17 protein-coding genes and 1 tRNA gene are annotated in these 20,777 nt (G+C 72.6%); 11 read left to right on the top strand and 7 right to left on the bottom strand.

The genetic code is table 11. From position 1 onward, the window contains the following. Positions 1 to 13: 13 nt before the first annotated feature. On the bottom strand, positions 14 to 706 hold the full coding sequence (locus ITX44_RS33880) for a TNT domain-containing protein (RefSeq protein ID WP_205362564.1): 693 nt from the start codon (positions 704 to 706) through the stop codon (positions 14 to 16). Positions 707 to 1,565: 859 nt separating this feature from the next. Here ITX44_RS33880 and ITX44_RS33875 point away from each other — a divergent pair. The 3 genes from ITX44_RS33875 to ITX44_RS33865 all read left to right on the top strand — a co-directional run bounded on the left by ITX44_RS33875 (position 1,566) and on the right by ITX44_RS33865 (position 6,264). Next, on the top strand, positions 1,566 to 4,316 hold the full coding sequence (locus ITX44_RS33875) for a glycosyltransferase (protein ID WP_205362562.1): 2,751 nt from the start codon (positions 1,566 to 1,568) through the stop codon (positions 4,314 to 4,316). Continuing rightward, positions 4,316 to 5,839, top strand: coding sequence for a radical SAM protein (locus ITX44_RS33870; RefSeq protein WP_205362560.1), 1,524 nt, complete (start codon positions 4,316 to 4,318; stop codon positions 5,837 to 5,839). Before ITX44_RS33875 ends, ITX44_RS33870 begins: the two co-directional genes overlap by 1 nt. 182 nt (positions 5,840 to 6,021) lie before the next feature. Continuing rightward, on the top strand, positions 6,022 to 6,264 hold the full coding sequence (locus ITX44_RS33865) for a hypothetical protein (protein ID WP_205362554.1): 243 nt from the start codon (positions 6,022 to 6,024) through the stop codon (positions 6,262 to 6,264). Between the two features lie 70 nt (positions 6,265 to 6,334). Here the strand turns inward: ITX44_RS33865 and ITX44_RS33860 are convergent. Beyond that, positions 6,335 to 6,419 (bottom strand) — tRNA-Leu (locus ITX44_RS33860). A gap of 262 nt (positions 6,420 to 6,681) precedes the next feature. Between ITX44_RS33860 and ITX44_RS33855 the strand changes: the two genes are divergently transcribed. Both ITX44_RS33855 and ITX44_RS33850 read left to right on the top strand, forming a co-directional pair. Then, entirely contained in the window at positions 6,682 to 8,010 is a 1,329-nt protein-coding gene (locus ITX44_RS33855) for a M20/M25/M40 family metallo-hydrolase (protein WP_205362553.1), read from the top strand. Positions 8,011 to 8,183: 173 nt separating this feature from the next. Continuing rightward, positions 8,184 to 8,417, top strand: coding sequence for a chaplin (locus tag ITX44_RS33850; RefSeq protein ID WP_205362552.1), 234 nt, complete (start codon positions 8,184 to 8,186; stop codon positions 8,415 to 8,417). A 142-nt stretch (positions 8,418 to 8,559) separates the two neighbouring features. Here ITX44_RS33850 and ITX44_RS33845 read toward each other — a convergent pair whose 3' ends face one another. Beyond that, the gene (locus ITX44_RS33845; protein WP_205362551.1) at positions 8,560 to 8,748 is read right to left on the bottom strand and encodes a DUF5703 family protein; all 189 of its coding nucleotides are present in this window, start codon (positions 8,746 to 8,748) and stop codon (positions 8,560 to 8,562) included. Between the two features lie 47 nt (positions 8,749 to 8,795). Between ITX44_RS33845 and ITX44_RS33840 the strand changes: the two genes are divergently transcribed. After that, positions 8,796 to 9,401 carry a hypothetical protein gene (locus ITX44_RS33840; protein WP_205362550.1) on the top strand — a complete coding sequence of 202 codons (606 nt, stop codon included), beginning with the start codon at positions 8,796 to 8,798 and terminating at the stop codon, positions 9,399 to 9,401. A gap of 176 nt (positions 9,402 to 9,577) precedes the next feature. On the opposite strand, the gene ITX44_RS33835 is transcribed toward ITX44_RS33840, so the two are convergent. Then, entirely contained in the window at positions 9,578 to 11,707 is a 2,130-nt protein-coding gene (locus ITX44_RS33835; RefSeq protein ID WP_443609515.1) for a helix-hairpin-helix domain-containing protein, read from the bottom strand. A 731-nt stretch (positions 11,708 to 12,438) separates the two neighbouring features. Then, positions 12,439 to 13,419 carry an aldo/keto reductase gene (locus ITX44_RS33830; protein WP_205362548.1) on the bottom strand — a complete coding sequence of 327 codons (981 nt, stop codon included), beginning with the start codon at positions 13,417 to 13,419 and terminating at the stop codon, positions 12,439 to 12,441. 128 nt (positions 13,420 to 13,547) lie between these two features. Here ITX44_RS33830 and ITX44_RS33825 point away from each other — a divergent pair, with 128 nt between their 5' ends. Further along, positions 13,548 to 14,597 (top strand): LLM class F420-dependent oxidoreductase, encoded by a 1,050-nt coding sequence (locus ITX44_RS33825; RefSeq protein WP_205362539.1) that lies wholly within the window; start codon positions 13,548 to 13,550, stop codon positions 14,595 to 14,597. Positions 14,598 to 14,703: 106 nt separating this feature from the next. On the opposite strand, the gene ITX44_RS33820 is transcribed toward ITX44_RS33825, so the two are convergent. Continuing rightward, a complete protein-coding gene (locus tag ITX44_RS33820; RefSeq protein ID WP_205362530.1) occupies positions 14,704 to 15,318 on the bottom strand; it encodes a hypothetical protein in 615 nt (204 codons plus the stop codon). A gap of 258 nt (positions 15,319 to 15,576) precedes the next feature. Here ITX44_RS33820 and ITX44_RS33815 point away from each other — a divergent pair, with 258 nt between their 5' ends. The 4 genes from ITX44_RS33815 (at position 15,577) to mshC (ending at position 19,269) form a co-directional block, all read left to right on the top strand. Next, a complete protein-coding gene (locus tag ITX44_RS33815) occupies positions 15,577 to 16,314 on the top strand; it encodes a histidine phosphatase family protein (RefSeq protein WP_205362528.1) in 738 nt (245 codons plus the stop codon). Between the two features lie 158 nt (positions 16,315 to 16,472). Then, on the top strand, positions 16,473 to 17,063 hold the full coding sequence (locus ITX44_RS33810; protein ID WP_205362526.1) for a DUF3090 domain-containing protein: 591 nt from the start codon (positions 16,473 to 16,475) through the stop codon (positions 17,061 to 17,063). Continuing rightward, on the top strand, positions 17,027 to 17,911 hold the full coding sequence (locus ITX44_RS33805; RefSeq protein WP_205362524.1) for an SCO1664 family protein: 885 nt from the start codon (positions 17,027 to 17,029) through the stop codon (positions 17,909 to 17,911). Before ITX44_RS33810 ends, ITX44_RS33805 begins: the two co-directional genes overlap by 37 nt. A 128-nt stretch (positions 17,912 to 18,039) precedes the next feature. Next, positions 18,040 to 19,269 carry a cysteine--1-D-myo-inosityl 2-amino-2-deoxy-alpha-D-glucopyranoside ligase gene (mshC, locus tag ITX44_RS33800; RefSeq protein WP_205362523.1) on the top strand — a complete coding sequence of 410 codons (1,230 nt, stop codon included), beginning with the start codon at positions 18,040 to 18,042 and terminating at the stop codon, positions 19,267 to 19,269. Positions 19,270 to 19,738: 469 nt separating this feature from the next. Here mshC and ITX44_RS33795 read toward each other — a convergent pair whose 3' ends face one another. Then, positions 19,739 to 20,719 (bottom strand): PAC2 family protein, encoded by a 981-nt coding sequence (locus ITX44_RS33795; protein WP_307795616.1) that lies wholly within the window; start codon positions 20,717 to 20,719, stop codon positions 19,739 to 19,741. Between the last annotated feature and the right edge of the window lie 58 nt (positions 20,720 to 20,777).

Raw genomic sequence — 20,777 nt, 5'->3', positions numbered from 1 at the left:
GCGGGTCCCGGTGCTACGACGTCGGGGTGATCTCGGTCAGGAAACCCGTGCCGGCCAGGACGGAGACCCTGGTGCTCGTCACGAACTGTTCGCCGAGGCCGGGCTGGCCGAACCAGGGTCGGATGGGGCCGGCCGTGACGGTGAAGGCCTTGGTGACGCGGTAGAGGTGGTAGTTGAGGGGCGGGGCCGCCGGGTCGTACTCGTCCAGGTTGGTCGGCGGGATGGCGCGTTTGGTGTACGGGGTGCCCTCGGGGGCGAGGAAGAAGCCGGTGCCGCTGCCGAAGAGGTCGACCCGCTGGCCTACTTGGAGGGTTTCGGGTGATGCGACCGGGCGGCCGTCGCGGAGGACGAAGCCGTTGTTGTCCGGGTACCACCAGCCGGACTTGTTCTGCTGGTTGGTCTGCCAGTAGCAGCCGAGGAACCAGTACTGCGAGGTGCTGTCCTGCGGGTGGTAGCCCCGGAGCATGCGCCCGATCGGGCCGGCGGTCGGGAGGTAGCTGGGGCCGAGCCGCCAGTCGCCCTGGTAGTAGTCCTGCAACCCGGTCGGCGGCGCGTCGGTCGAGCCGGCGCTCCGGTTGGTCGTCGGGCAGCTCTCGGAGCCGCCTCGCGGGTGGGCCTCGACGGCTTGAACGGGGGCCGGTGCCACTCCGATCAGCAGGAGCGAAGACCCAAGTGCGCTCCACAGGAGGCGTCGCAGTGCGCGCATCCGATTCCCTTCTCTTCCGGTACCGGCGGCCGGCACCGGACACGCGGGCATGAGTGATCGCCGCGAAAAGGGGCGCCGCATCGCGTGGATCCCCGTAGCGCGGCACGGTGCAGTCAATGCGCGCGGTACGGAAGAAGCAGCGAGGCGATGCGGGCGGGTCGCCCGGACGGCGCAACGCCGTACCCCGGACGGCCCAGCCCGTACCGCCCCGGCGGCCGGTGGAGCGAGCCGCCCCGTGGAGGAACGTTCCAGGCGGGCCGTGGGCCGGACCAACCGGCTCACCGAATCCGTCGTCAGGAACACCTTCGTCGGCCCCAACGCCCGTGCGTACACCACCAAGTGGGGATCACCAGCAACCCCGTGATCACCACCTTCGGCTTCGGGACCGATCCCGGCGCCGGCTCCACCACGCTGACCGGCGATCTGCGCTGAGCGGCGAGCGGGGGGCTGCCACGCGCCGGCGCTGATGTGCCGTTCATTCGTTGTGTATTGACGGGCGCCACCATCGGGTTGTGCACCGGGCGCGGTGCGAGGGTCCCACGAACGGGGGACGTCGGGCCGCGCACGCCCGGTGACGTCCGGGTGGAGTGAAGCCCCGGTGGTGCCGTATGCCTCCCCGCAACAGGCGCCACCGGGTGCCCGGCCCGGGCTTCGGCTCCGGCGGCCAAGAGGCGACGCCACCCCGTTCGGCCCAGTTCATTCGGGTACGTGTTCCACGGCCGTGCTTACATCGAAAGCAGCGCAATTTCCTCGGCCGCTGAGCCGTAGACGACATCGGCCCAACTCACATTCGGCTGCCACCCGCGTCCACCGCGTTTTGCCGCGCCGAATGGCCGACGAGTTCGGAGGTGCCTTCGCGATGTCCGTCCTCTGGGGCGTTTCCTTCGATGCCACACCACTGTCCGGCGTGGTCGTGGAATTCGTGAAGATCGCGAAGATCTTCCGTTCCCGCGGCTGGCGCATCCATCTCGACCTCGGCTACGACATCAAGGCGGACAAGAATTCCTTCTTCCGCCCCTACACCGACGAGGCCGACCTGCTGCCGGCCTGGGTGCACCTGGACCGCGCCGAGGGGATCGACACGGTGCCCGGGTACGACGCCGCCGCGGTGGCCGCCGTGCTCCGCGACGTCGTCCAGCACGAGGACGGTGACCGGTGGCGGCCGGTCGTCGCGTCGCTGGCGGCGGGCCTGAGTGAGCGCATCCAGGCCACCTGGGAACGGCTCGGCGTGTCCCTCGTGGTGGTGGAGAACGGCACCCTGCCGGAGAACATCGCCTACACCCAGGCCCTCTACCAGGCGATCGAGGAATACGGCACGCGCCACCGGCTCGGCCGGTTCGTGCTGTGGCGCGACCACGACCTGATGTGGCAGAGCGAACCCGACGTGGCGAAGTACGGCACCTTCCCATATCCGCACACCCCGCAGCCGCGCAATTCCCCGTTCATCCATTACGCGGCACTGCACCCCGAAGCACTGCGCCGGACCCTGGAATGGGCACCGCACCTGCGGAACATCGACGTCCTGCCGAACACGTTCACCCACCGCCCGGCCCGGATCGACCCGTCGAACGCCGGATTCCGCCGCGACTTCGGCATTCCGGAAAACGCCCCGATCATCGCCCGTTTCACCCGGATCATTCCGCAGAAACGCATCGACCGGGACATCCACCTGCTGGCCGGGCTGACCGCGTTGACCGGACCGGCCGCGCTGCCCGCCCCCGCCGGCCGTAGCCGTACCGCCCCCTACCTGTTCGTCGCCGGCGACCCCGCGGAGGACCCCGCCGAACACGCCCGCCTCGTCGCGCTCGCCGCAACCCTGAACGTCGGCGACCGCGTGGTGTTCGGCGGCCCGTTCGCCCCGCACGAGCAGGACGTCGGCCGCAGCGCCGGCGGCGGCTACTCGATCCGGGACCTGCTCGCCCATGCCGCCCTGGTGTCCTTCATGACCTCGCGCGACTACGAGAGCTACGGCAACCCGATCGGCGAGGCCATCGCCTCCCGCGTCCCGTACATCACCACCCGGTACGACCTGTACGACGCCGTCTACGGACACAAGGGCTTCCGCGCGCCCGTACTCGACACCGGGGCGCACGACCTGCCCGAGGGAGCCTTCCTGGAGGAGGTGGCCGAGTTGCTGGCCGACGAAGGGAAGCGGACCGGAACCGCCGAGTACAACTACCGGCTGGGACAGCGCCATCTCGGCCGCTCCCGGGCCGAGAAGCTGCTGAACGAGCTGTTCCCGGGACCGACCGCGGGGCCGCCGGCCGCCCACCCGCCGATGCCGGGATCCACCCGGATGAGCGTGGTCGTCCCCGTCTACAACGAGGCCCGTGCCCTGCCCGCCACCCTGGACTCGCTGTACCACCAGCGCGGCGCCGACGGCCCGCTGGACCGGTCGCTGTACGAGGTCGTGCTGGTCGACAACAACTCCACCGACGGCACGGCCGCCGTCGCCCGCCGGTTCGCCGCCGAGCACCCGGACCTGGCGATCCACGTGGTGAGCGAACCGGAACAGGGCGTCTCCTGCGCCCGCCGGACCGGCATGGCGTTCGCGAGCGCCCGCAGCCGGGGCCGTGCGGTCCGCGACGACCAGCGCTTCTACCTGGTCTCGGCGGACGCCGACTGCCGCGTCGACCCGGACTGGCTGTGGCAGTTGCTCACGGCCATGGAGTCCGGCAAGGCCGCCATCGGCGTCTGCGACTACTACTACGCGCCCGAGCACTTCGCCGGCCGGCCTCGCCTGTGGGAGGTGATCTCCCGCACCCTTCGCTGCCGGGCGGTGACCTTCGCGCTGTTCGGCGGCTTCCCGGACGGCAAGGGCTTCGCCGTCGACCGGGACGTCCACGACGCGGTCGGTGGCATCGAGGTCTTCTACCAGGTACGCGACGGACAGTTCGTCAACCACCTGTCCGACGACTGGGACTTCGGCATCGCGGTGCGCAACTCCGGGGCGGACATCGTCTACGTGCCGGGTTCCGGGGTGGAGATCAACCCCCGGCGGGTGGATCACGCGCTGGACGAGGTGATCAGCGGGCGGGCGTACGGCTCGGACGGCATCATCGTCATGCGCGACATCCGGCCGCTGCGGCCGGCCCAGGACCGGGTACGGGATCGGGGCGGGGACCGGGACCGGGGACAGGACGAGGCCCGGACCCAGGCCCAGGACCGGGTACGGGACCTCACCGAGGCCGAGGCGCGCGAGGCATGGGCGTACTCCGTCAAGGACTTCGTCCCGAAGAACACGATCCTGCCGGTGCTGCTGACCCCCTCGCTGCTGGATGACGACGGCGTGGCCGACTTCTTCGGCCGTTCGCTGGCCGAGCGGCTGGGGCGCCGCATCGAGGAGATCAAGGACGAGATGAGGCTGATCGACTTCGCCCCGATCCACTCGTACAAGACCCCTTCGTACCGCCTGTACTTCGAGTTCGCCGACGAGATCTTCGCCCGGCTGCGCGCGACGGTCGGCCCCGACATCGGGGAGCCGCCGCCGCTGCCGCCGTGCCTGCGGGACGTACCGGCGCAGCGGTTCGCCGAATTCGTCCGCTACTACTGCGAGGACCGCGAGTCCGGGGAGTCGCACAACTACTTCGGGAACGGCGGGGTGTTCTGATGGGTACGGAGACGATCACGGTCAGGGACACCGGCGGGGCGGACACCGGCGGGGACGTGGCGTACCGGCGGGCACTGGCCTCGCTCCGGCGGACGGACCCGGCCCGGCCCGTCCCGGCCGTGACCGACGCGCTGGCCGACCCGCGCAACCGGCACCTCCTGGAGTACGTCACGGAGGACCCGTTCGGCGCCCACGTCTTTCCCGGCGACGTCGACGACTACCCGCCGGAGAACTTCCTCGCCGATCTCCAGGCCCAGCTCACCGCGACGGCACCCATCCACCTGTGGGCGTACATCCCCACCTGCGCCTACCGCTGCCACTTCTGCCAGTACCCGGTGGTCCTGGTGAAGGGTGACGGGCAGGCCGCCGACGACAAGGCCGGCCAGTGGGTGGACTGGAACATCCGGGAGGCCCGGCTGTGGCTGCGGGAGGTCCCCGCCCTGGCCACCGCGCCGATCGGCGAGTTCAACGTCTTCGGCGGCACACCCTCGCTGCTGCCCCCGGACGCCCTGCGCCGGCTGATCGGCTTCTACCGGGAGAACTTCGCGTTCGGCCCGGACACCGCCGTCCGGATCGAGGGCGACCCGACGACGCTCACTCCGCGGAAACTGGAGCTGCTGGCCGAATTGGGGTGCACCAAGATCTCCTGCGGGGTGCAGTCCTTCGACGACCCGGTGCTGCAGGCGTGCGGCCGCCGGCACAGCGCCCGTACGGCCGTGGACTTCCTGCACAACGCTCAACAGGCCGGGTTCGAGTGGATCAGCATCGACCTGATGTACGGCCTGCTGGACCAGAGCGTCGACAGCGTACGGCGGGACCTGGACGTCCTCCTGGAACACCGGCCCACCGCTGTGGTCTGCACGAAGCTGCACCTGAAGTCGTACTCGGACACCCGGACCGGGGTCGCCGGCGTGCAACCGGCGGCCTGGCAGTTCCCCGACCACCGCGAACGGCTGGGCCGGACCGGCCACCACTGGCCGTCCCTGGGCGAGCAGTACCAGATGCGCGAGATCCTCACCGAGGGCCTGCGCGGACACGGCTACACCGAGCACCCGACCATGTACTTCGCCCGCGACGGCCTCGGACCGGAGACCTGGAAGTCCCTCATGGTCGACCAGGACAAGCAGGAGGCAGAGGTGGCGATCGGCCTCGGCGGCAGCTCCAACTGCCGCCGCTCCGAGGCGATCACCGACGTCAACTGGAAGAACTACGCGGCAGCCGTCGAGGCCGGCCGCATCCCCCTGCGCTCCGCCACCCGCTTCACCCCACCCGCCCAGGAAGCCCGCGCCATCAAAATGGCCCTCACCAGCCTCCGCCCCCTGAACGACCCCCTCCACCGCCAACGCCACAACGGCCACTCCCTCTTCACCACCCCCTGGCGCCCCCGCCTCGCCTCCCTGTCCACCCGCGGCCTCCTCACCCTCGACGAGCCGGCGGGTGAGATCCGCCTGACCCCGAACGGCGAAACCCTCGTCGAAGCGATCATCAACACCGAACTCGACGACCGGGACCCTGCCGCGTGACACGGCCCCGCCCCGGCAGGCGCGAAGCCGAGGACCTTTCCGGCGGCGAGTGGACGAGAGATCAGATCCGAGGGCCCGTACACCCTCGCTCCAGCGCGCGGTGACGGCCTCTGGTAGCCCGTCACCGACCGTTCATTTGCCATATGGTGCGACATATTGCAGTCGCCGTTCATGATGACGTCATGAGCGAACCCGAGCAGCCCCATCACCATCACGGCATCCACGACATCGTGGGACGGATCACCGAGCACCACGAGCAGGCTGCACGGCGCCGGGAGGACGAGGCCCTCGCCGAGGCCGTCGCGACGGAGGCCTTTGATCTCGGTGCCGACATCGCCCATCCCGCACCCGGGCACCAGTCCGTGGGTTACGACATCGAGGCCGACCTCGGCGTCGGCGAGGAACCCTTGGACCCTCGCCCCTGACCATCTCGTGATGGAACACCAATGGTGCTGGCCGAAACTCGACCAGCACCATTCGTGTACGTCGTAAATGTGTCCGAGGGGGGACTTGAACCCCCACGCCCGATAAAGGGCACTAGCACCTCAAGCTAGCGCGTCTGCCATTCCGCCACCCGGACCGGGTGTGTCGCCGGGGCCTCGGGGCCGTGGCAACGAGGTAAACCATAGCAAAGATCCGGGCAGGTCGATCACGCGGCAGAGGGGGTGGTGATCACCGGGGCGGGGGGCGGAAGGGGCGGGGAGCCTTGGGGGAGCGGGGGGTGGCGGGGGAGGATGGGGGCGGGTTCGCCGCCGGTGATCGGTGGGCGGGCCGGGAGGCAGGCCGAGGCGGTTCGCGGTACGGCGGCCGGCATCGGCGCGTGAGGCGAGTGAGGAGATGGCGTGGGCGAGTCGAGCAGTGGGTCCGTGGCCGTGACCGGGCAGGACGAGGTCGTCGACCTGTGCAGCGAGCTGATCCGGATCGACACCAGCAACTACGGGGACCACTCCGGCCCCGGCGAGCGGGCTGCGGCCGAATACGTGGCGGAAAAGCTCGCCGAGGTCGGGCTCGACCCGCAGATCTTCGAGTCGCACCCGGGCCGGGCCTCCACCGTCGCCCGGATCGAGGGCGAGGACCGGTCCCGGCCGGCCCTGCTCATCCACGGCCACCTGGACGTCGTCCCGGCCAACGCCGACGACTGGACCCACCACCCCTTCTCCGGCGAGATCGCCGACGACTGCGTCTGGGGCCGCGGCGCGGTCGACATGAAGGACATGGACGCCATGACCCTCGCCGTGGTCCGCGACCGGCTCCGTACCGGCCGCAAGCCCCCGCGCGACGTGGTGGTCGCCTTCCTCGCCGACGAGGAGGCCGGCGGCACCTGGGGTGCCCGCCACCTGGTCGACAACCACCCCGGCCTGTTCGAGGGCGTCACCGAGGCGATCGGCGAGGTCGGCGGCTTCTCCTTCACCGTCGACGAGAACCTGCGGCTCTACCTGATCGAGACCGCCGAGAAGGGCATGCACTGGATGCGGCTCACCGTGGACGGCACCGCCGGCCACGGCTCGATGACCAACAAGGACAACGCGATCACCGAGCTGACCGAGGCCGTCGCCCGCCTGGGCCGGCACCAGTTCCCGGTCCGCCTCACCAAGTCCGTACGCGGCTTCCTCGACGAGCTGTCCGACGCCTTCGGGGTCGAACTCGACCCCGAGGACATGGAGACCACCCTCGCCCGGCTCGGCGGCATCGCCCGCATGATCGGCACCACCCTGCGCAACACCGCCGCCCCCACCATGCTGAGCGCCGGCTACAAGGTGAACGTCATCCCCGGCCAGGCCACCGCCCACGTCGACGGCCGCTTCCTGCCCGGCCACGAGGAGGAGTTCCTGGCCGACCTCGACCGCATCCTCGGCCCGCGCGTCAAGCGCGAGACCCTGCACTCCGACATCGCCCTGGAGACCGACTTCGACGGCGCCCTGGTCGACGCCATGCAATCCGCCCTCAAGGCCGAGGACCCGATCGCGCGCGCGGTCCCCTACATGCTCTCCGGCGGCACCGACGCCAAGTCCTTCACCGACCTGGGCATCCGCTGCTTCGGCTTCGCCCCCCTCCAGCTCCCGCCCGAGCTGGACTTCGCCGGCATGTTCCACGGCGTGGACGAGCGGGTGCCGGTGGACGGCCTGAAGTTCGGCGTCCGCGTCCTGGACCGCTTCCTGGACAACTGCTGACCGCACTCGAGCCGTAGCCCGATCCGAGCTCCGAACGCCCGTACCCGTACCGGCACGCCCCCTCGCCGGTACGGGTGAACGAACCGGTGCTTTCGTAGCTCTATTGCGCCGTCCTCGTTACGACACATGTGATCCGCTGCTGTGATCACGTGTGTCCCACGAGGAGGAAGTCAATGATCAAGAAGGTTGCCGCCATCGCCGTCGCCACCGGTGGTCTCGTGCTGGCCGGCGCGGGTCTGGCCGCCGCCGACTCCGGCGCCCAGGGGGCGGCCGTGCACTCCCCGGGCGTCGTGTCCGGCAACGTGGTCCAGGTCCCGGTCCACGTCCCGGTGAACGTGTGCGGCAACACCGTCTCGGTGATCGGCCTGCTGAACCCGTCCTTCGGGAACGCCTGCGTCAACCGCTGACGGCCGGGCCACGGCCATGAGCCCCGCCGCCGGGTCGCTGAGTGCCCGGCGGCGGGGCCGACCGCTGTTTCCTCGTCTCGCCGGTCACTGTCCGGTCCGGTGTGCGGGGGGTGGCGGGAACGTGCTCACGGTGTGAAGTCCGTCACCAGGTGGCGCGCACCTGGCGGATGATCCGGCGGCGCAGCCGTACCCATCGGCTGCCGTCCGGATACAGCCGGACCCGGTCCAGCTCCCAGTGTCGGTACTCGGCTTCGTCCGTCAACAACCGCGCCGCCTCCTTGCGGGAGACCCCGCGCGGCACGTACATCTCTCTGAATTCGTATTCCGGCATCGCATCTATTGTGCGGGCAACGCCCCGGTCCGGATAGCGTCTCCCTCATGTCTGACGACGTGCAGCCCACGGTGTCCGCGGTCCGAGCCGCGGTCGAGGCGGTCAAGGCCGCCCTGGACCGTCACCTCGACGCGATCGAGAACCGTACCGGCGAGGACGATCCCGCCGTTTACGCGGCTTTCGAGGCGCTGGCCTCGGCCGCCGAAGCCTACGACGAGTTGCTGTACGACACCTTTGACGAGGTGACCCCCTTCGAAGTGCCCGCGCCGGACGCCGTGCCGGAGTACGCCGGGCCGGAGGACCCCGAGGCGATCAGCGTGCTGATCCGCCGGGACTACGCCGTCGTCTCCCCGGACCGCCTCTTCGCCCAGGCCAGAAGGGCCAGCGAGGGCGATCCCACGGCGAGCAGCACCGTCAACGCGGCCCTCGGCGTCGTCTTCGGCGAGTACGAGCCCGACGAGATAGCCCAGCGGCACAAGGAGTTCGGCCTCGAAGAGGGCGACTCCACGGTCTGGGTCGCCGCCGTCGACCCCGCCGAACCCGGCGAATGGCTCGACGCGCCCTTCGACCAGACCGACCCGCACCAGGTCATCTGCCGCTTCGACGTCAGCTCTGTTTTCGACGACGAGCTCGGGGTGTTGGACCCGGACTGAGGGTGCCCGATTTCGGGGTGCGGGATTCATCGGGGTGCGGGATTCACCGGACGGGAGGGGTGGTTCCCTCGTCTCCGGACCACCTGTGGGTGGATGGCTCTCGCGCAGTTCCCCGCGCCCCTTCGGGGCGCTCCTGGGGCGGGCCGACTCCATGGGCGCGGCCCGCCCCGGGTCCCTCAACCCCCCGCGGCAAGCTCCTTGAGCACCGACCCGAGCCGAGTCGTCCGGGCCCGAGCCACCCCCTCGGCCACTGCCTGCGGAAGCCCCTGCTCGGCCCCTTGAACAACCGAAAGGTGCCGCTCGCCCCGGGCGAAGGCCGTATAGACCCAGGCCCTGTTGAGAAGGGCACCCGCGTCCCCCGGGACGACGACCACCACCGCGGGCCACCGCATACCGGCCGCCTGGTGACCGGTGAGCGCCCACCCGTGCCGTACGGCGGTCGCCACGTCCTCGCGCGGCACCAGCACCGGCCCGCGCTCGCTGTCGAGCCGCAGCCCGGTCGGCTCCGCGCCCACCACCGTGGCGAGCAGCGCGTGCCCGGGGCCGGTGACGATCACCACGCGGTCGCCCGGGTCGAAGCCGCCGAAGCGGCCGGGGCCGGGGTTGAGCCGCTCCTTCAATGCGGCGTTGAGCGCCCGGGTGCCCACAGGGCCGCCGTGCGCGATCGCGATGACCTGGGTGCGGTCGGCGGGCACGCCGATCGCCCGCGGTACGGAATCGGCGACGAGCTGCACCGTACGCAGCACCGCTTCGTCCGGGTCGCGCACCGGGACGACCACGACCTCCTTGTCCGGCGCCTCCACGGCGGGCAGTTCGCCGACGCTCACGTACGAGGTCAGCTCGCCGATCGGGCCCGGATCGGGGGTGCGCGAGGTGACACGGGGGCACGCCTTGCTCGCCAGCAGGTCGGCGAAGGCGCGGCCGGGACCGGCCGACCACAGGGCGTTCTCGTCGCCGCTGAACACCAGCCGCACGCCGTCCGGCAGCGCCTCCACGAGGGTGGCGGCCTCCTCCGCGGAGAGGAGGGGCGCGTCCAGGACGGCCAGCAGGTCCAGCGCGAGTGAGCTGTCGGGGGCGCGGCCGGGTCCGCCGCGCCCGGTGAGCAGGCCCTCGACGGTCACCGCGGCCTGCTCCCCGACCGCCTCGGCCAGCCGGCGGCGGCCGTTGTCGGTGTACGCCGCCGCGTACGCCCGCAGGCCCGCCGCCCGCGCGGCGTTGACCAGGGCGGCGGGTTCGGCGCGGGCCGCCTCGCCGCCGGTGTGCAGCACGAGGCCGCTGGCCGCGGCGGTACGGATGAGCTGGGCGGCCGACGAGGATGGCGCCCCGGCCGCGGCCCGCTCCCACATCTGTTCGGCCTCCTCGCCGACGGCCACCGCCTCGGCCTCGAACGACCGCAGCAGCCGTACGCAGCCGTCGGCCAGGCTCTCCTCGGCCAGCGCGTGCTTGTCCAGGCCCAGCAGCAGCGGTACGTCCGTCTCCTCGTCCTCGTCCGCGGGCAGCTCCACGCTCTCGTCGCGGAACAGCAGCACGCCGCCGTCCTCCACGGCCGCGGTCACCGCCGCCTCGGGGTCGGGAACGCCGTGCCGGCCGAGCGCGGCCTTCACCGCGTCCGCGCCCAGCGCCGTGTGGCCCTCCTGCGCCGCCTTCTCCAGTACGAAGCCCACCAGGGCCCGCCCGCGCCGCTCGTCCCCCGGTCCGGCCTGCCCCCCGAGCACCGCCCGCGCGAACCCGTCCGCCTGCTCGACCCGCACTCCCGGCACGCCGAGCACCAGCCACGGATCCTGCCGCAACGCCTCCCCGGCCCCCTCACCGAGCAGCCGCACCACGGCCTCCGCCAACTCCCCGGGCGCCCCGCCACCCGTCAGCACGCCCCGCGCGCCCTCCACGGCCCGCGGGTCCACAGCGGCCCGCCCGCTCCCGACCACCTCGGGCCCGCCCGGTGCGCTGTCCGCGCCGTTCCCGCCGCCATTGCCGCCCGCCGCGTACGGAGGGCGTCCGCCGTGCCGCGGCCCGGAGCCCGGCGTATCGTCGGCTCCCCGTCGCCCGCTGCCGCCGTCCCCGGGAGCGCCTCCCGGAGCGCCCGGTGCGCTGTCCGCGCCGTTCCCGCCCGCCGTGTACGGAGGGCGTCCGCCGTGCCGCGGCCCCGGCCCCCGTGCATCGTCCTCGCCGCGCCGCCCGCCGCTGAGCCCGGGAGCGTCCGGTGCGCCGTTCCGGTCGTACCCGGCATCGTCGCCCCGCCGCGCCTCCGGGCCACGGCCGCCTTCGTACGGTCCGGGTCCACCGGTGTCGTCCGGCCCCCGCCGCACACTGCCCCCGGGCCGCCCGGGGCCGCCGCCTGTACCGCCTTCCGGCCTGCGGTCCGGGCCCTCGCCGCGGCTGTTCGACGTGCCCTGTCGCCCCTCGCGGTAGTCGGCATCTCCCACGCCCTGCTCGCCGCCCGTACCGCCTTCCGGCCTACGAGCCGGGCCGTCGTCCGGGCGTCCTTGCGCGGCCTCCGGGCCGCCTCCGGACCGGCCCGAAGCGTCGCCGGGCCGCTGCCGGTCGGCCCTCGTACCGTCCGCGCGGCCCCTTGCCGTGCCCTCGCCGGATTCGGGAGCGTCGTACTCGCTGTCCGGCTCGCCCCGACCAGGCCGCTGAGCCTTTCCCGCGGGGCCCTCGGCCTCCCGGCCGCCCTCCTCCGCCGTACCGTCCTCGCCGCCCGGCGCACCCTCGGCCTCGCCCTGGCCCTGGTCCTCCACGGTCTCGGCCGGCCGTGCCGGCGCACCGTCGCGTTCCGCCGCTTCTTCCTCCTGGAGGCGGGCCGCCTCCTCGGCCATGGCCTCGCGGCGCCGGCGGCGGGCCTCGGCGGCGTCACCGCGGGGGGCGGGAGCCGACGGGTGTTCGCCGCGCTCGATGGAGCGGACCGCCGCGGCCAGGCCGGCCAGGTCCGCACCCTGCTGTCCGGGGGAGCCGGACGGGGGCGCGGCAGGGGTGCGGTCGGGGCGGTGCGGGCGGTCGGTCACGGTGCGGGCCTCCGGAGGGTGCGCGGAGCCACGGCTCAGAGCGTGCTCCAGTCGTGGTCCGGATAGCGGTGCAGCGGCGCCGAGACATCGTCCAGCGCCAGACAGATCTCTGCCGGAAGCGTAAGGGCCTCCACCGACAACGCCGCCTCGAGCTGAGCGGCGTTGCGGGCCCCCACGATGGGCGCGGTCACGCCCGGCCGGTCGCGGACCCAGGCCAGGGCCACCTGGAGCGGGGAGACGGCCAGCCCGTCCGCGGCTATCGAGAGCGCGTCCACGATGAGCCGGGCGGTCTCGTCGAGGTAGGGGGCGACGAAGGCGGCCATGTCCTCCGAGCCGCCGCGCGAGTCCGGCGGTGTGCCGTGCCGGTACTTCCCGGTGAGCACCCCGCGGCCCAGCGGCGAGGACGGCAGCAGCCCGACTCCCATGTCCAGGGCCGCGGGCAGCACCTCCCGCTCCACCCCGCGCTGGAGCAGCGAGTACTCCATCTGCGTACTGGCCAGCGGAGTGCGGCCGGTGGTGGCGAGCTGCCAGGCCGCGGCCTTGGCGAGCTGCCAGCCGCAGAAGTTGGACACCCCCACGTACCGGGCCCGCCCGGAGCTGACCGCGATGTCGAGCGCCTGGAGCGTCTCGTCCAGCGGCGTCTCCGGGTCGAACGCGTGGACCTGCCACAGGTCCACGTAGTCCGTGCCGAGCCGCTGGAGCGAGGCGTCCAGCGCGCCCAGCAGGTGTCCCCGGGAGGTGTCGAACCGCCGGTACGGATCGGGCACGGACCCCGCCTTGGTGGCGATCACCAGGTCCGAGCGCGGCACCAGGTCCTCGATCAGCCGGCCGAGCAGATATTCCGCCCCGCCGTCGGCGTACACGTCGGCCGTGTCGACCAGCGAGCCGCCCGCGTTCCAGAACGCCTTGAGCTGGTCCGCCGCGTCGCGTTCGCCGGTACCGCGTCCCCAGGTGAGGGTGCCGAGTCCCAACCGGGACACGCGCAGCCCGGTGCGGCCGAGGTGCCTATGCTCCATGAACGCTGAGGCTAGCGCCCGCGACCGCCGAATGGGCAGCAGTGACGTACCCGACAGGCGCGCGAGCCGGTCCGGGACGCTACAGTCCGGAAGGACAACGACGTTACTGACCGGTAAAGGGGACTGGCATGCGGCTGGGCATCAACCTCGGCTACTGGGGCGCGGGCATGGACACCGACAACCTGGCCGTGGCTCAGGAGGCGGACAGACTCGGCTACTCGGTCTGCTGGGCCGCCGAGGCGTACGGCTCCGACGCGCCCACCGTGCTCTCCTGGGTGGCCGCGCAGACCGAGCGGATCGACGTCGGCTCCGCGATCCTGCAGATCCCCGCCCGCACCCCGGCGATGACCGCGATGACCGCCGCCACCCTCGACTCGCTGTCCGGCGGCCGCTTCCGGCTGGGCCTGGGCGTCTCCGGCCCGCAGGTCTCCGAGGGCTGGTACGGCGTCAGGTTCGACAAGCCGCTGGCCCGCACCCGGGAGTACGTCGAGATCGTCCGCAAGGCGATGGCGCGCGAGCGGCTGTCGTACGAGGGCGAGCACTGGACGCTGCCGCTGCCCGGCGGCCCGGGCAAGCCGCTCAAGCTCACCGTGCACCCGCAGCGCGAGCACATCCCCCTCTACATCGCCGCCATCGGGCCGAAGAACCTGACCCAGACGGGCGAGATCGCCGACGGCGCCTTGCTGATCTTCCCCTCCGCGGAGCACCTGGAGGAGACCGCGCTGCGGCCGCTGCGGGCCGGCCGGGAGAAGGCGGGCCTGACCCTGGACGGCTTCGACGTGTGCCCGACGCTGCCGCTGGCCCTCGGCGACGACCTCGGCGCGCTCGCCGACATCTTCCGCCCGTACACCGCGCTCTACGTGGGCGGCATGGGCAGCCGCGAGCAGAACTTCTACAACCGGCTGGCCCAGCGCATGGGATACGAGAAGGAGGCCGCCGAGATCCAGGACAAGTACCTGGGCGGCGACAAGGAGGGCGCCGCGGCCGCCGTGCCGCAGCAGCTCATCGACTCGACCTGCCTGCTGGGCTCCGTCGAGCGGATCGCCGACCGGATGGCGCAGTACGCGGCCGCGGGTGTCACCACCCTCACCCTGGCGCCGGCCGGCTTCTCCCTGGAGGAGCGGGTGGCAGGGCTGCGCGCGGGCGTGGCGGCGCTGGAGCGGGCCGGCCTGGCCTGACCCGATCCGACCTGATCTGACGGCGCGTGACACAGGGGCAGGGCGGCGGATCGTACGTCCGCCGCTCGGCCCGGTGGCTTTCGTACGGCCCCTGCGATGGGCCTCTTCAGCCCGGGACGAGCCGCCCCAGCAGCCGGCCGAAGTCGATCAGCCGGGCTATCTGGCCGGCCCCGCCGTCGTCCAGCGACTTGCTGAACCGGAAGGACTCGGGGCGGATCTTGGCGGTCGCGCCCTGCTGCGAGGCGTCCGGGTCGGGCTGCACCGGGAACAGCTCGTGCGGCACTTCGGTGGCCAGCACCAGGTAGACCCCGCGGTCCACCCGCCGGCCCCGCTCGTCCCGCCCGACCAGGGTCCGCATCCCCACGTGCCCGATGGCGGCCAGCGGCAGCACCTGCACCGAAGAGTCCAGCACGCTGCCGCCCGGCGCGCTGTCGTCGGCCATCTCCTCGCTGTGCCACAGGATCAGCCGCCGCCCGTCGCAGACCGCGGCCTCCTGCCACACCGAGGCCCCGGCCTCGGTCAGGTCGACCACCCGCTCCAGGGTGAAGCCGCGCACCCGGCGGCGGCCCAGCACCCCGGCGATCGCGTCGAGCGCGACCTCGGCGTGCAGGAAGTAGACCCGGGCGGCGTCCTCCAGGCGGGTGTACGGCGACCAGTCCGTCCCCGCGGGCGCGGAACCGGGTGCCGCCGGCGGACGGCTTCTCGTCGCCTTGCTGAACATCGCCACCTGCTTCGAGATCCCGGGCCCCGGGGCCCCTCGACCCCTGCTGCACCCTACCCACGGGGCCGGACCGTGGGGACCCTCGAACACCCGCTCCCGCCGGGCCGCCCGGCCCGGGACGACGCGGATGGGACGGGCGGGGCCGGCGGGACACGAGCGGGCAGATCCGCGGCCGTGGTGGGGGCTCGGGGGGATCTTCCCCGCCACGGCCGTCACCCAGCACAACGCCCCCGCCCGGGAAGGGTTACGGTTGCGGTCATGCCCACCGTGATCCTGGTCCGGCACGGCCGGTCCACCGCCAACGCCGAGGGAATACTGGCCGGCTGGAGCCCGGGCGTCGCCCTGGACGACACCGGCCGGGCGCAGGCCACCGCGCTCGCCGCCCGGCTGGCCGCGCTCCCGCTGGCCGCCGTCGTCAGCAGCCCCCTCCAGCGCTGCCGGGAGACCGTTCAGCCGCTGCTGGACACCCGGCCGGAGCTGCCGCTGCACACCGACGACCGGGTGGGCGAGTGCCACTACGGCGACTGGACCGGCCGCAAGCTCGGCGAACTCGCCGAGGAGCCGCTGTGGGCCACCGTCCAGCGCCACCCCTCGGCCGCCGTCTTCCCGGGCGAGGAGGGCGAGTCGATGCGCGGGATGCAGGCCCGCGCGGTGGACGCGATACGCGACTGGAACGTCCGGATCGCCGCCGAGCACGGCGAGGACGCGCTCTACCTGGTCTGCTCGCACGGTGACATCATCAAGGCGCTCGCGGCCGACGCGCTGGGCCTGCACCTGGACCTCTTCCAGCGGATCGGCACCGAGCCCTGCTCGGTCACCGTGATCCGCTACACCCCCTACCGCCCGTTCCTGCTGCGCCTCGGCGACACCGGCGACCTCACCTCGCTGATGCCGCCCGAACGGCCGGAGGGCGACGCGGCGCAATCGCCGCAGTCACCGGAAGCCGCCGCGGCCTCCGGCGACGCCGTGGTGGGGGGCTCAACCGGCACCCTGTGATCAGCTTCCGCAGTAGGCTGTGTGACCGGCAGGTGCAATCGCTGAACCCGCAACAACCTCGCAGGGCAAACACCGCGCGGGCAGAACAACGCAGGACCACGGACAAACACTGGTAACCCCAGGCAAGCAGCCAAACCGTCGAGCAAACGGAGCAGGACGTGCCCCGTCAGGTCTTCCACTACGAGCACCCGGACCGCTTCGTGGCCGGGACTGTCGGCCAGCCGGGCCAGCGGACGTTCTTCCTGCAGGCCACCGCCGGCGGCCGGACCACCAGCGTGGCTCTGGAGAAGACCCAGGTGGCCGCGCTGGCCGAGCGCATCGACGAGCTGCTGGACGAGGTCGTCCGCCGCACCGGCGGCAATGCGCCCGTGCCCGCCGTCGCCCCGTCCGAACTCTCCGACACCGCCCCGCTCGACGTCCCGGTGGAGGAGGAGTTCCGGGTCGGCACCATGGCCCTGGCCTGGGACGGCGCCCACGACCGCATGGTCATCGAGGCGCAGGCGCTGGTCGAACTGGCCGGTGAGGACGAGGAGGACCTGGAGGCGGCCGAGGAGCAGTTGCTCCAGGACGACGAGAACGGCCCGCCGCTGCTGCGGGTCATGCTCACCGGCGCCCAGGCCCGCTCCTTCGCCAAGCGCGCCCTGGACGTGGTCTCCGCCGGCCGCCCGCCCTGCCCGCTGTGCAGCCTCCCCCTGGACCCGGAAGGACACGTATGCCCGCGTCAGAACGGGTACCGGAGGTCGGCCTGAGCACCGGGGGCGCCGCGGACGCGTCCGCGGCCGGGGCCGGCGGCAGAACCGGGGACGCGGGCCCCGCGGCGACCGAGGCGCTGCTGCACGGGGAACTGACCGTCCGCGGCCGGGTCACCGACGCCTCCAACGCGGTGCTGTACTGCGAGAGCGAGCACGCCGGCGCCACCCTCGCGTGCGTCTACAAGCCCGTCGCGGGCGAGCGCCCGCTGTGGGACTTCCCCGACGGCACCCTCGCCCAGCGCGAGGTCGCCGCCTACCTGGTCTCCGAGGCCACCGGCTGGTCTCTGGTGCCGCCCACCGTGCTGCGCGAGGGACCGTACGGCCAGGGCATGGTCCAGCTGTGGATCGACTCGCCCGGCGAACAGGACGGCGCGCTGCTCGCCCTCACCGAGGACGACGAGCCCGCGGCCGGCTGGAAGGCCGTGGTGGAGGCGGAGATCGAGGAAGGCCGCACCGCGCTGCTGGTGCACGCGGACGACATACGGCTGCGCCGGATAGCCGTACTCGACGCGGTCATCAACAACGCCGACCGCAAGGGCGGCCACCTGCTGCCCGGCCCCGGCGGCCGGGTCTACGGCATCGACCACGGCGTCACCTTCCACACCGACGACAAGCTGCGCACCCTGCTGTGGGGCTGGGCGGGCGAGCCGTTGCCGGCCGAGGCCGTGACCGTCCTGGAAGGGCTCGACCGCGAGCTGTCCGGGGCGCTGGGCGAGCGGCTGGCGGAGCTGATCACCACCGCCGAGTCGGCCGCGCTGCGGGCCCGGGTGACCCGGTTGCTGGAGACCCGCGTCCACCCGGTGCCCGGCGGACAGTGGCCGTCGATCCCCTGGCCGCCGGTCTGAGCGGATCGTTGCGGCGACCGGTTCCGGGTCGTCCGTCACGCGGCCCGGGACGAGCCGCCGGCGAGGCGGACGGGCGCCAGGAGAGAGGCGAGTCGATTCGCCACCGCCTGCCCGGTTAATCTCGTGACATGCATGCCTGGCCCGCTTCCGACGTCCCCGCCCTCCCGGGCGAAGGACGTGACCTGAGTCTTCACGACACCGCGACCGGTGGACCGGTGGCCGTGGTTCCGGGGCCGGTGGCCCGGATCTACGTCTGCGGGATCACCCCCTACGACGCCACCCACATCGGGCACGCGGCCACCTACAACGCGTTCGACCTCGTGCAGCGCGTGTGGCTGGACACGAAGCGCCAGGTGCACTACGTGCAGAACGTCACCGACGTCGACGACCCCCTGCTGGAGCGCGCGAACGTCACCGGCGAGGACTGGACGGCCCTGGCCGAGCGCGAGACCGCGCTGTTCCGCGAGGACATGACCGCGCTGCGGATGCTGCCGCCGGCCCACTACATCGGCGCCGTGGAGGCCATACCGGGCATCGTGCCGCTGGTGGAGCGGCTGCGGGAGGCCGGGGCGGCGTACGAACTCGACGGCGACATCTACTTCTCGGTCGAGTCCGACGAGGCCTTCGGCAAGGTCTCCCGGCTGGACGCCGCCACCATGCGGATGCTCTCCGCCGAACGCGGCGGGGATCCGGACCGGCCGGGCAAGAAGAACCCGCTCGACCCGATCCTGTGGCTCGCCGCGCGCGAGGGCGAACCCAGCTGGGACGGCGGCTCGCTCGGCCCCGGACGGCCCGGCTGGCACATCGAGTGCGTGGCCATCGCCCTGGACCACCTCGGCATGGGCTTCGACGTCCAGGGCGGCGGCTCCGACCTCGCCTTCCCCCACCACGAGATGGGCGCCTCGCACGCCCAGGTCCTCACCGGCGAGTACCCCTTCGCCAAGGCCTACGTCCACGCCGGCATGGTCGCCCTCCACGGTGAGAAGATGTCCAAGTCCAAGGGCAACCTCGTCTTCGTCTCCGACCTGCGCCGCGAAGGCGTCGACCCCGCGGCCATCCGGCTCACCCTTCTCGCCCAGCACTATCGGTCCGACTGGGAGTGGACGGATGCGGTGCTGGCCGAGGCCGTGGCTCGCCTCGACCGCTGGCGTTCAGCCGTCTCCCGCCCCGACGGGCCGCCGGCCGACGCGGTGCTGGACGAGATCCGGGCCGCCCTGGCCGATGATCTGGACACCCCCCGTGCCCTCGCCGCCGTCGACCGCTGGGCGGCCTTGCAGGCCGCGTCCGGCGGTACGGATGCGGGTGCCCCTGGGCTTGTTTCCCGCACGGTGGACGCGCTTCTCGGGGTTGCGCTCTAACGGGCTCGGCCTCGGAAAACGGTGCGGGTACGCCTGGCGGCGAGCCCGTGCGTACCCGTACCCGCACCTGCCCGCACCCGCACCTGCCGGTGGCCGCACCTGTCGGTGGGGTCGCACCCTGCCGGTGGCCGCACCTGTCGGTGGGGTCGTACCCTGCCGGTGGCCGGGAGCGTAGAGCTCGGTCGGTGCGGTTCTTGGCCCGCTGACCCGCTGTCCTGGTTGCTCGCGCAGTTCCCCGCGCCCCTATTAGGGCGCCGCCTTCGGCGGCAGCCCTCGGGGCGGCGGCCCCGCGCACGGGGGCGCCCCGAAGGGGCGCGGGGAACTGCGCGACAAGCCACATGACCGCCGCACTCGCCCACTCACCGGACGGACCGAGCTCTGCGCCATTGGCCACCGGCCGAAAGTCAGACGACCCACCCTCAAGCGGGGGCACCCAAAGGGCACCCCGAACGGGAGCCGCCCGCAAGGGCTACTCGGACTCGTCCGGGGTGTCGCCGTCGTCCTCGTCCTCGGAGGGGGAGGAGGGCTTCTCGTCGTCGCCGGCTTCCGCACCCCGGGGGGTGCGGAAGTGGGGTACGCCGTCCGTGCCCTCGCTAGTGGCGTAATCCCCGGGTTCGCGACGGCGAAGGTAGCGCTCGAACTCCTTGGCGATCGCTTCGCCCGACGCTTCGGGGAGGTCCGCGGTGTCCCGCGCCTCCTCCAGGGTCTGGACGTATTCCGCGACTTCGCTGTCCTCGGCGGCGAGCTGGTCGACGCCGACCTGCCAGGCGCGGGCGTCCTCGGGGAGTTCGCCCTGGGGGATGCGCAGGTCGAGGAGGTCCTCCAGGCGGTTGAGGAGGGCCAGCGTGGCCTTGGGGTTGGGCGGCTGGGAGACGTAGTGCGGTACGGCGGCCCACAGGGACACCGCGGGGATGCCCGCGTGGGTGCACGCTTCCTGGAGGATGCCGACGATCCCGGTGGGGCCCTCGTAGCGGGACTCCTCCAGGTTCAGGGCGGTGGCCAGCTCCGCGTCCGAGGTGACCGCGGTGACCGGCACCGGCCTGGTGTGCGGGGTGTCGCCGAGCAGCGCGCCCAGGACGACGACCATCTCCACGCCCAGCTCGTGGGCGAAGCCCAGGATCTCGTTGCAGAACGAGCGCCAGCGCATGCTCGGCTCTATTCCGCGGACGATCACCAGGTCACGGGGCTTGGGGGACTGGACACGGACCACGGACAACCGGGTCGTCGGCCAGGTGATCCGGCGGACGCCCCCTTCCATCCACACGGTGGGCCTGTTGACCTGGAAGTCGTAGTAGTCCTCGGCGTCCAGTGCCGCGAAGACCTCTCCCTTGAACTCCCGGTCGATGTGGCCGACCGCGGTGGAGGCTGCGTCCCCGGCGTCGTTCCAGCCCTCGAACGCGGCCACCATGACCGGGTCGATCAGCTCGGGTACCCCCTCGAGCTCGATCACCCAGCGCCTCCTTCCGGCCGGTGGGTGGCGGGTGCCGTCCCCGTCCCGGCTGCTGTTC

This window comes from Actinacidiphila acididurans, from assembly GCF_016918855.1.
Taxonomy (GTDB): Bacteria; Actinomycetota; Actinomycetes; order Streptomycetales; family Streptomycetaceae; genus Actinacidiphila; species Actinacidiphila acididurans.
Note: the sequence above shows the minus strand (reverse complement) of the source record. Positions and strands in the feature narration are given on the sequence as shown.

What these genes read in the sequence shown, in the direction of transcription:
- ITX44_RS33865 (WP_205362554.1), top strand. Translation starts at nt 6,022, where the DNA reads ATGAGCGAACCCGAGCAGCCCCATCACCATCACGGCATCCACGACATC.
- mshC (WP_205362523.1), top strand. Translation starts at nt 18,040, where the DNA reads ATGCATGCCTGGCCCGCTTCCGACGTCCCCGCCCTCCCGGGCGAAGGA.
- ITX44_RS33845 (WP_205362551.1), bottom strand. Translation starts at nt 8,748, where the DNA reads ATGCCGGAATACGAATTCAGAGAGATGTACGTGCCGCGCGGGGTCTCC.
- ITX44_RS33825 (WP_205362539.1), top strand. Translation starts at nt 13,548, where the DNA reads ATGCGGCTGGGCATCAACCTCGGCTACTGGGGCGCGGGCATGGACACC.
- ITX44_RS33815 (WP_205362528.1), top strand. Translation starts at nt 15,577, where the DNA reads ATGCCCACCGTGATCCTGGTCCGGCACGGCCGGTCCACCGCCAACGCC.
- ITX44_RS33870 (WP_205362560.1), top strand. Translation starts at nt 4,316, where the DNA reads ATGGGTACGGAGACGATCACGGTCAGGGACACCGGCGGGGCGGACACC.
- ITX44_RS33850 (WP_205362552.1), top strand. Translation starts at nt 8,184, where the DNA reads ATGATCAAGAAGGTTGCCGCCATCGCCGTCGCCACCGGTGGTCTCGTG.
- ITX44_RS33830 (WP_205362548.1), bottom strand. Translation starts at nt 13,419, where the DNA reads ATGGAGCATAGGCACCTCGGCCGCACCGGGCTGCGCGTGTCCCGGTTG.
- ITX44_RS33840 (WP_205362550.1), top strand. Translation starts at nt 8,796, where the DNA reads ATGTCTGACGACGTGCAGCCCACGGTGTCCGCGGTCCGAGCCGCGGTC.
- ITX44_RS33820 (WP_205362530.1), bottom strand. Translation starts at nt 15,318, where the DNA reads ATGTTCAGCAAGGCGACGAGAAGCCGTCCGCCGGCGGCACCCGGTTCC.
- ITX44_RS33805 (WP_205362524.1), top strand. Translation starts at nt 17,027, where the DNA reads ATGCCCGCGTCAGAACGGGTACCGGAGGTCGGCCTGAGCACCGGGGGC.
- ITX44_RS33875 (WP_205362562.1), top strand. Translation starts at nt 1,566, where the DNA reads ATGTCCGTCCTCTGGGGCGTTTCCTTCGATGCCACACCACTGTCCGGC.
- ITX44_RS33880 (WP_205362564.1), bottom strand. Translation starts at nt 706, where the DNA reads ATGCGCGCACTGCGACGCCTCCTGTGGAGCGCACTTGGGTCTTCGCTC.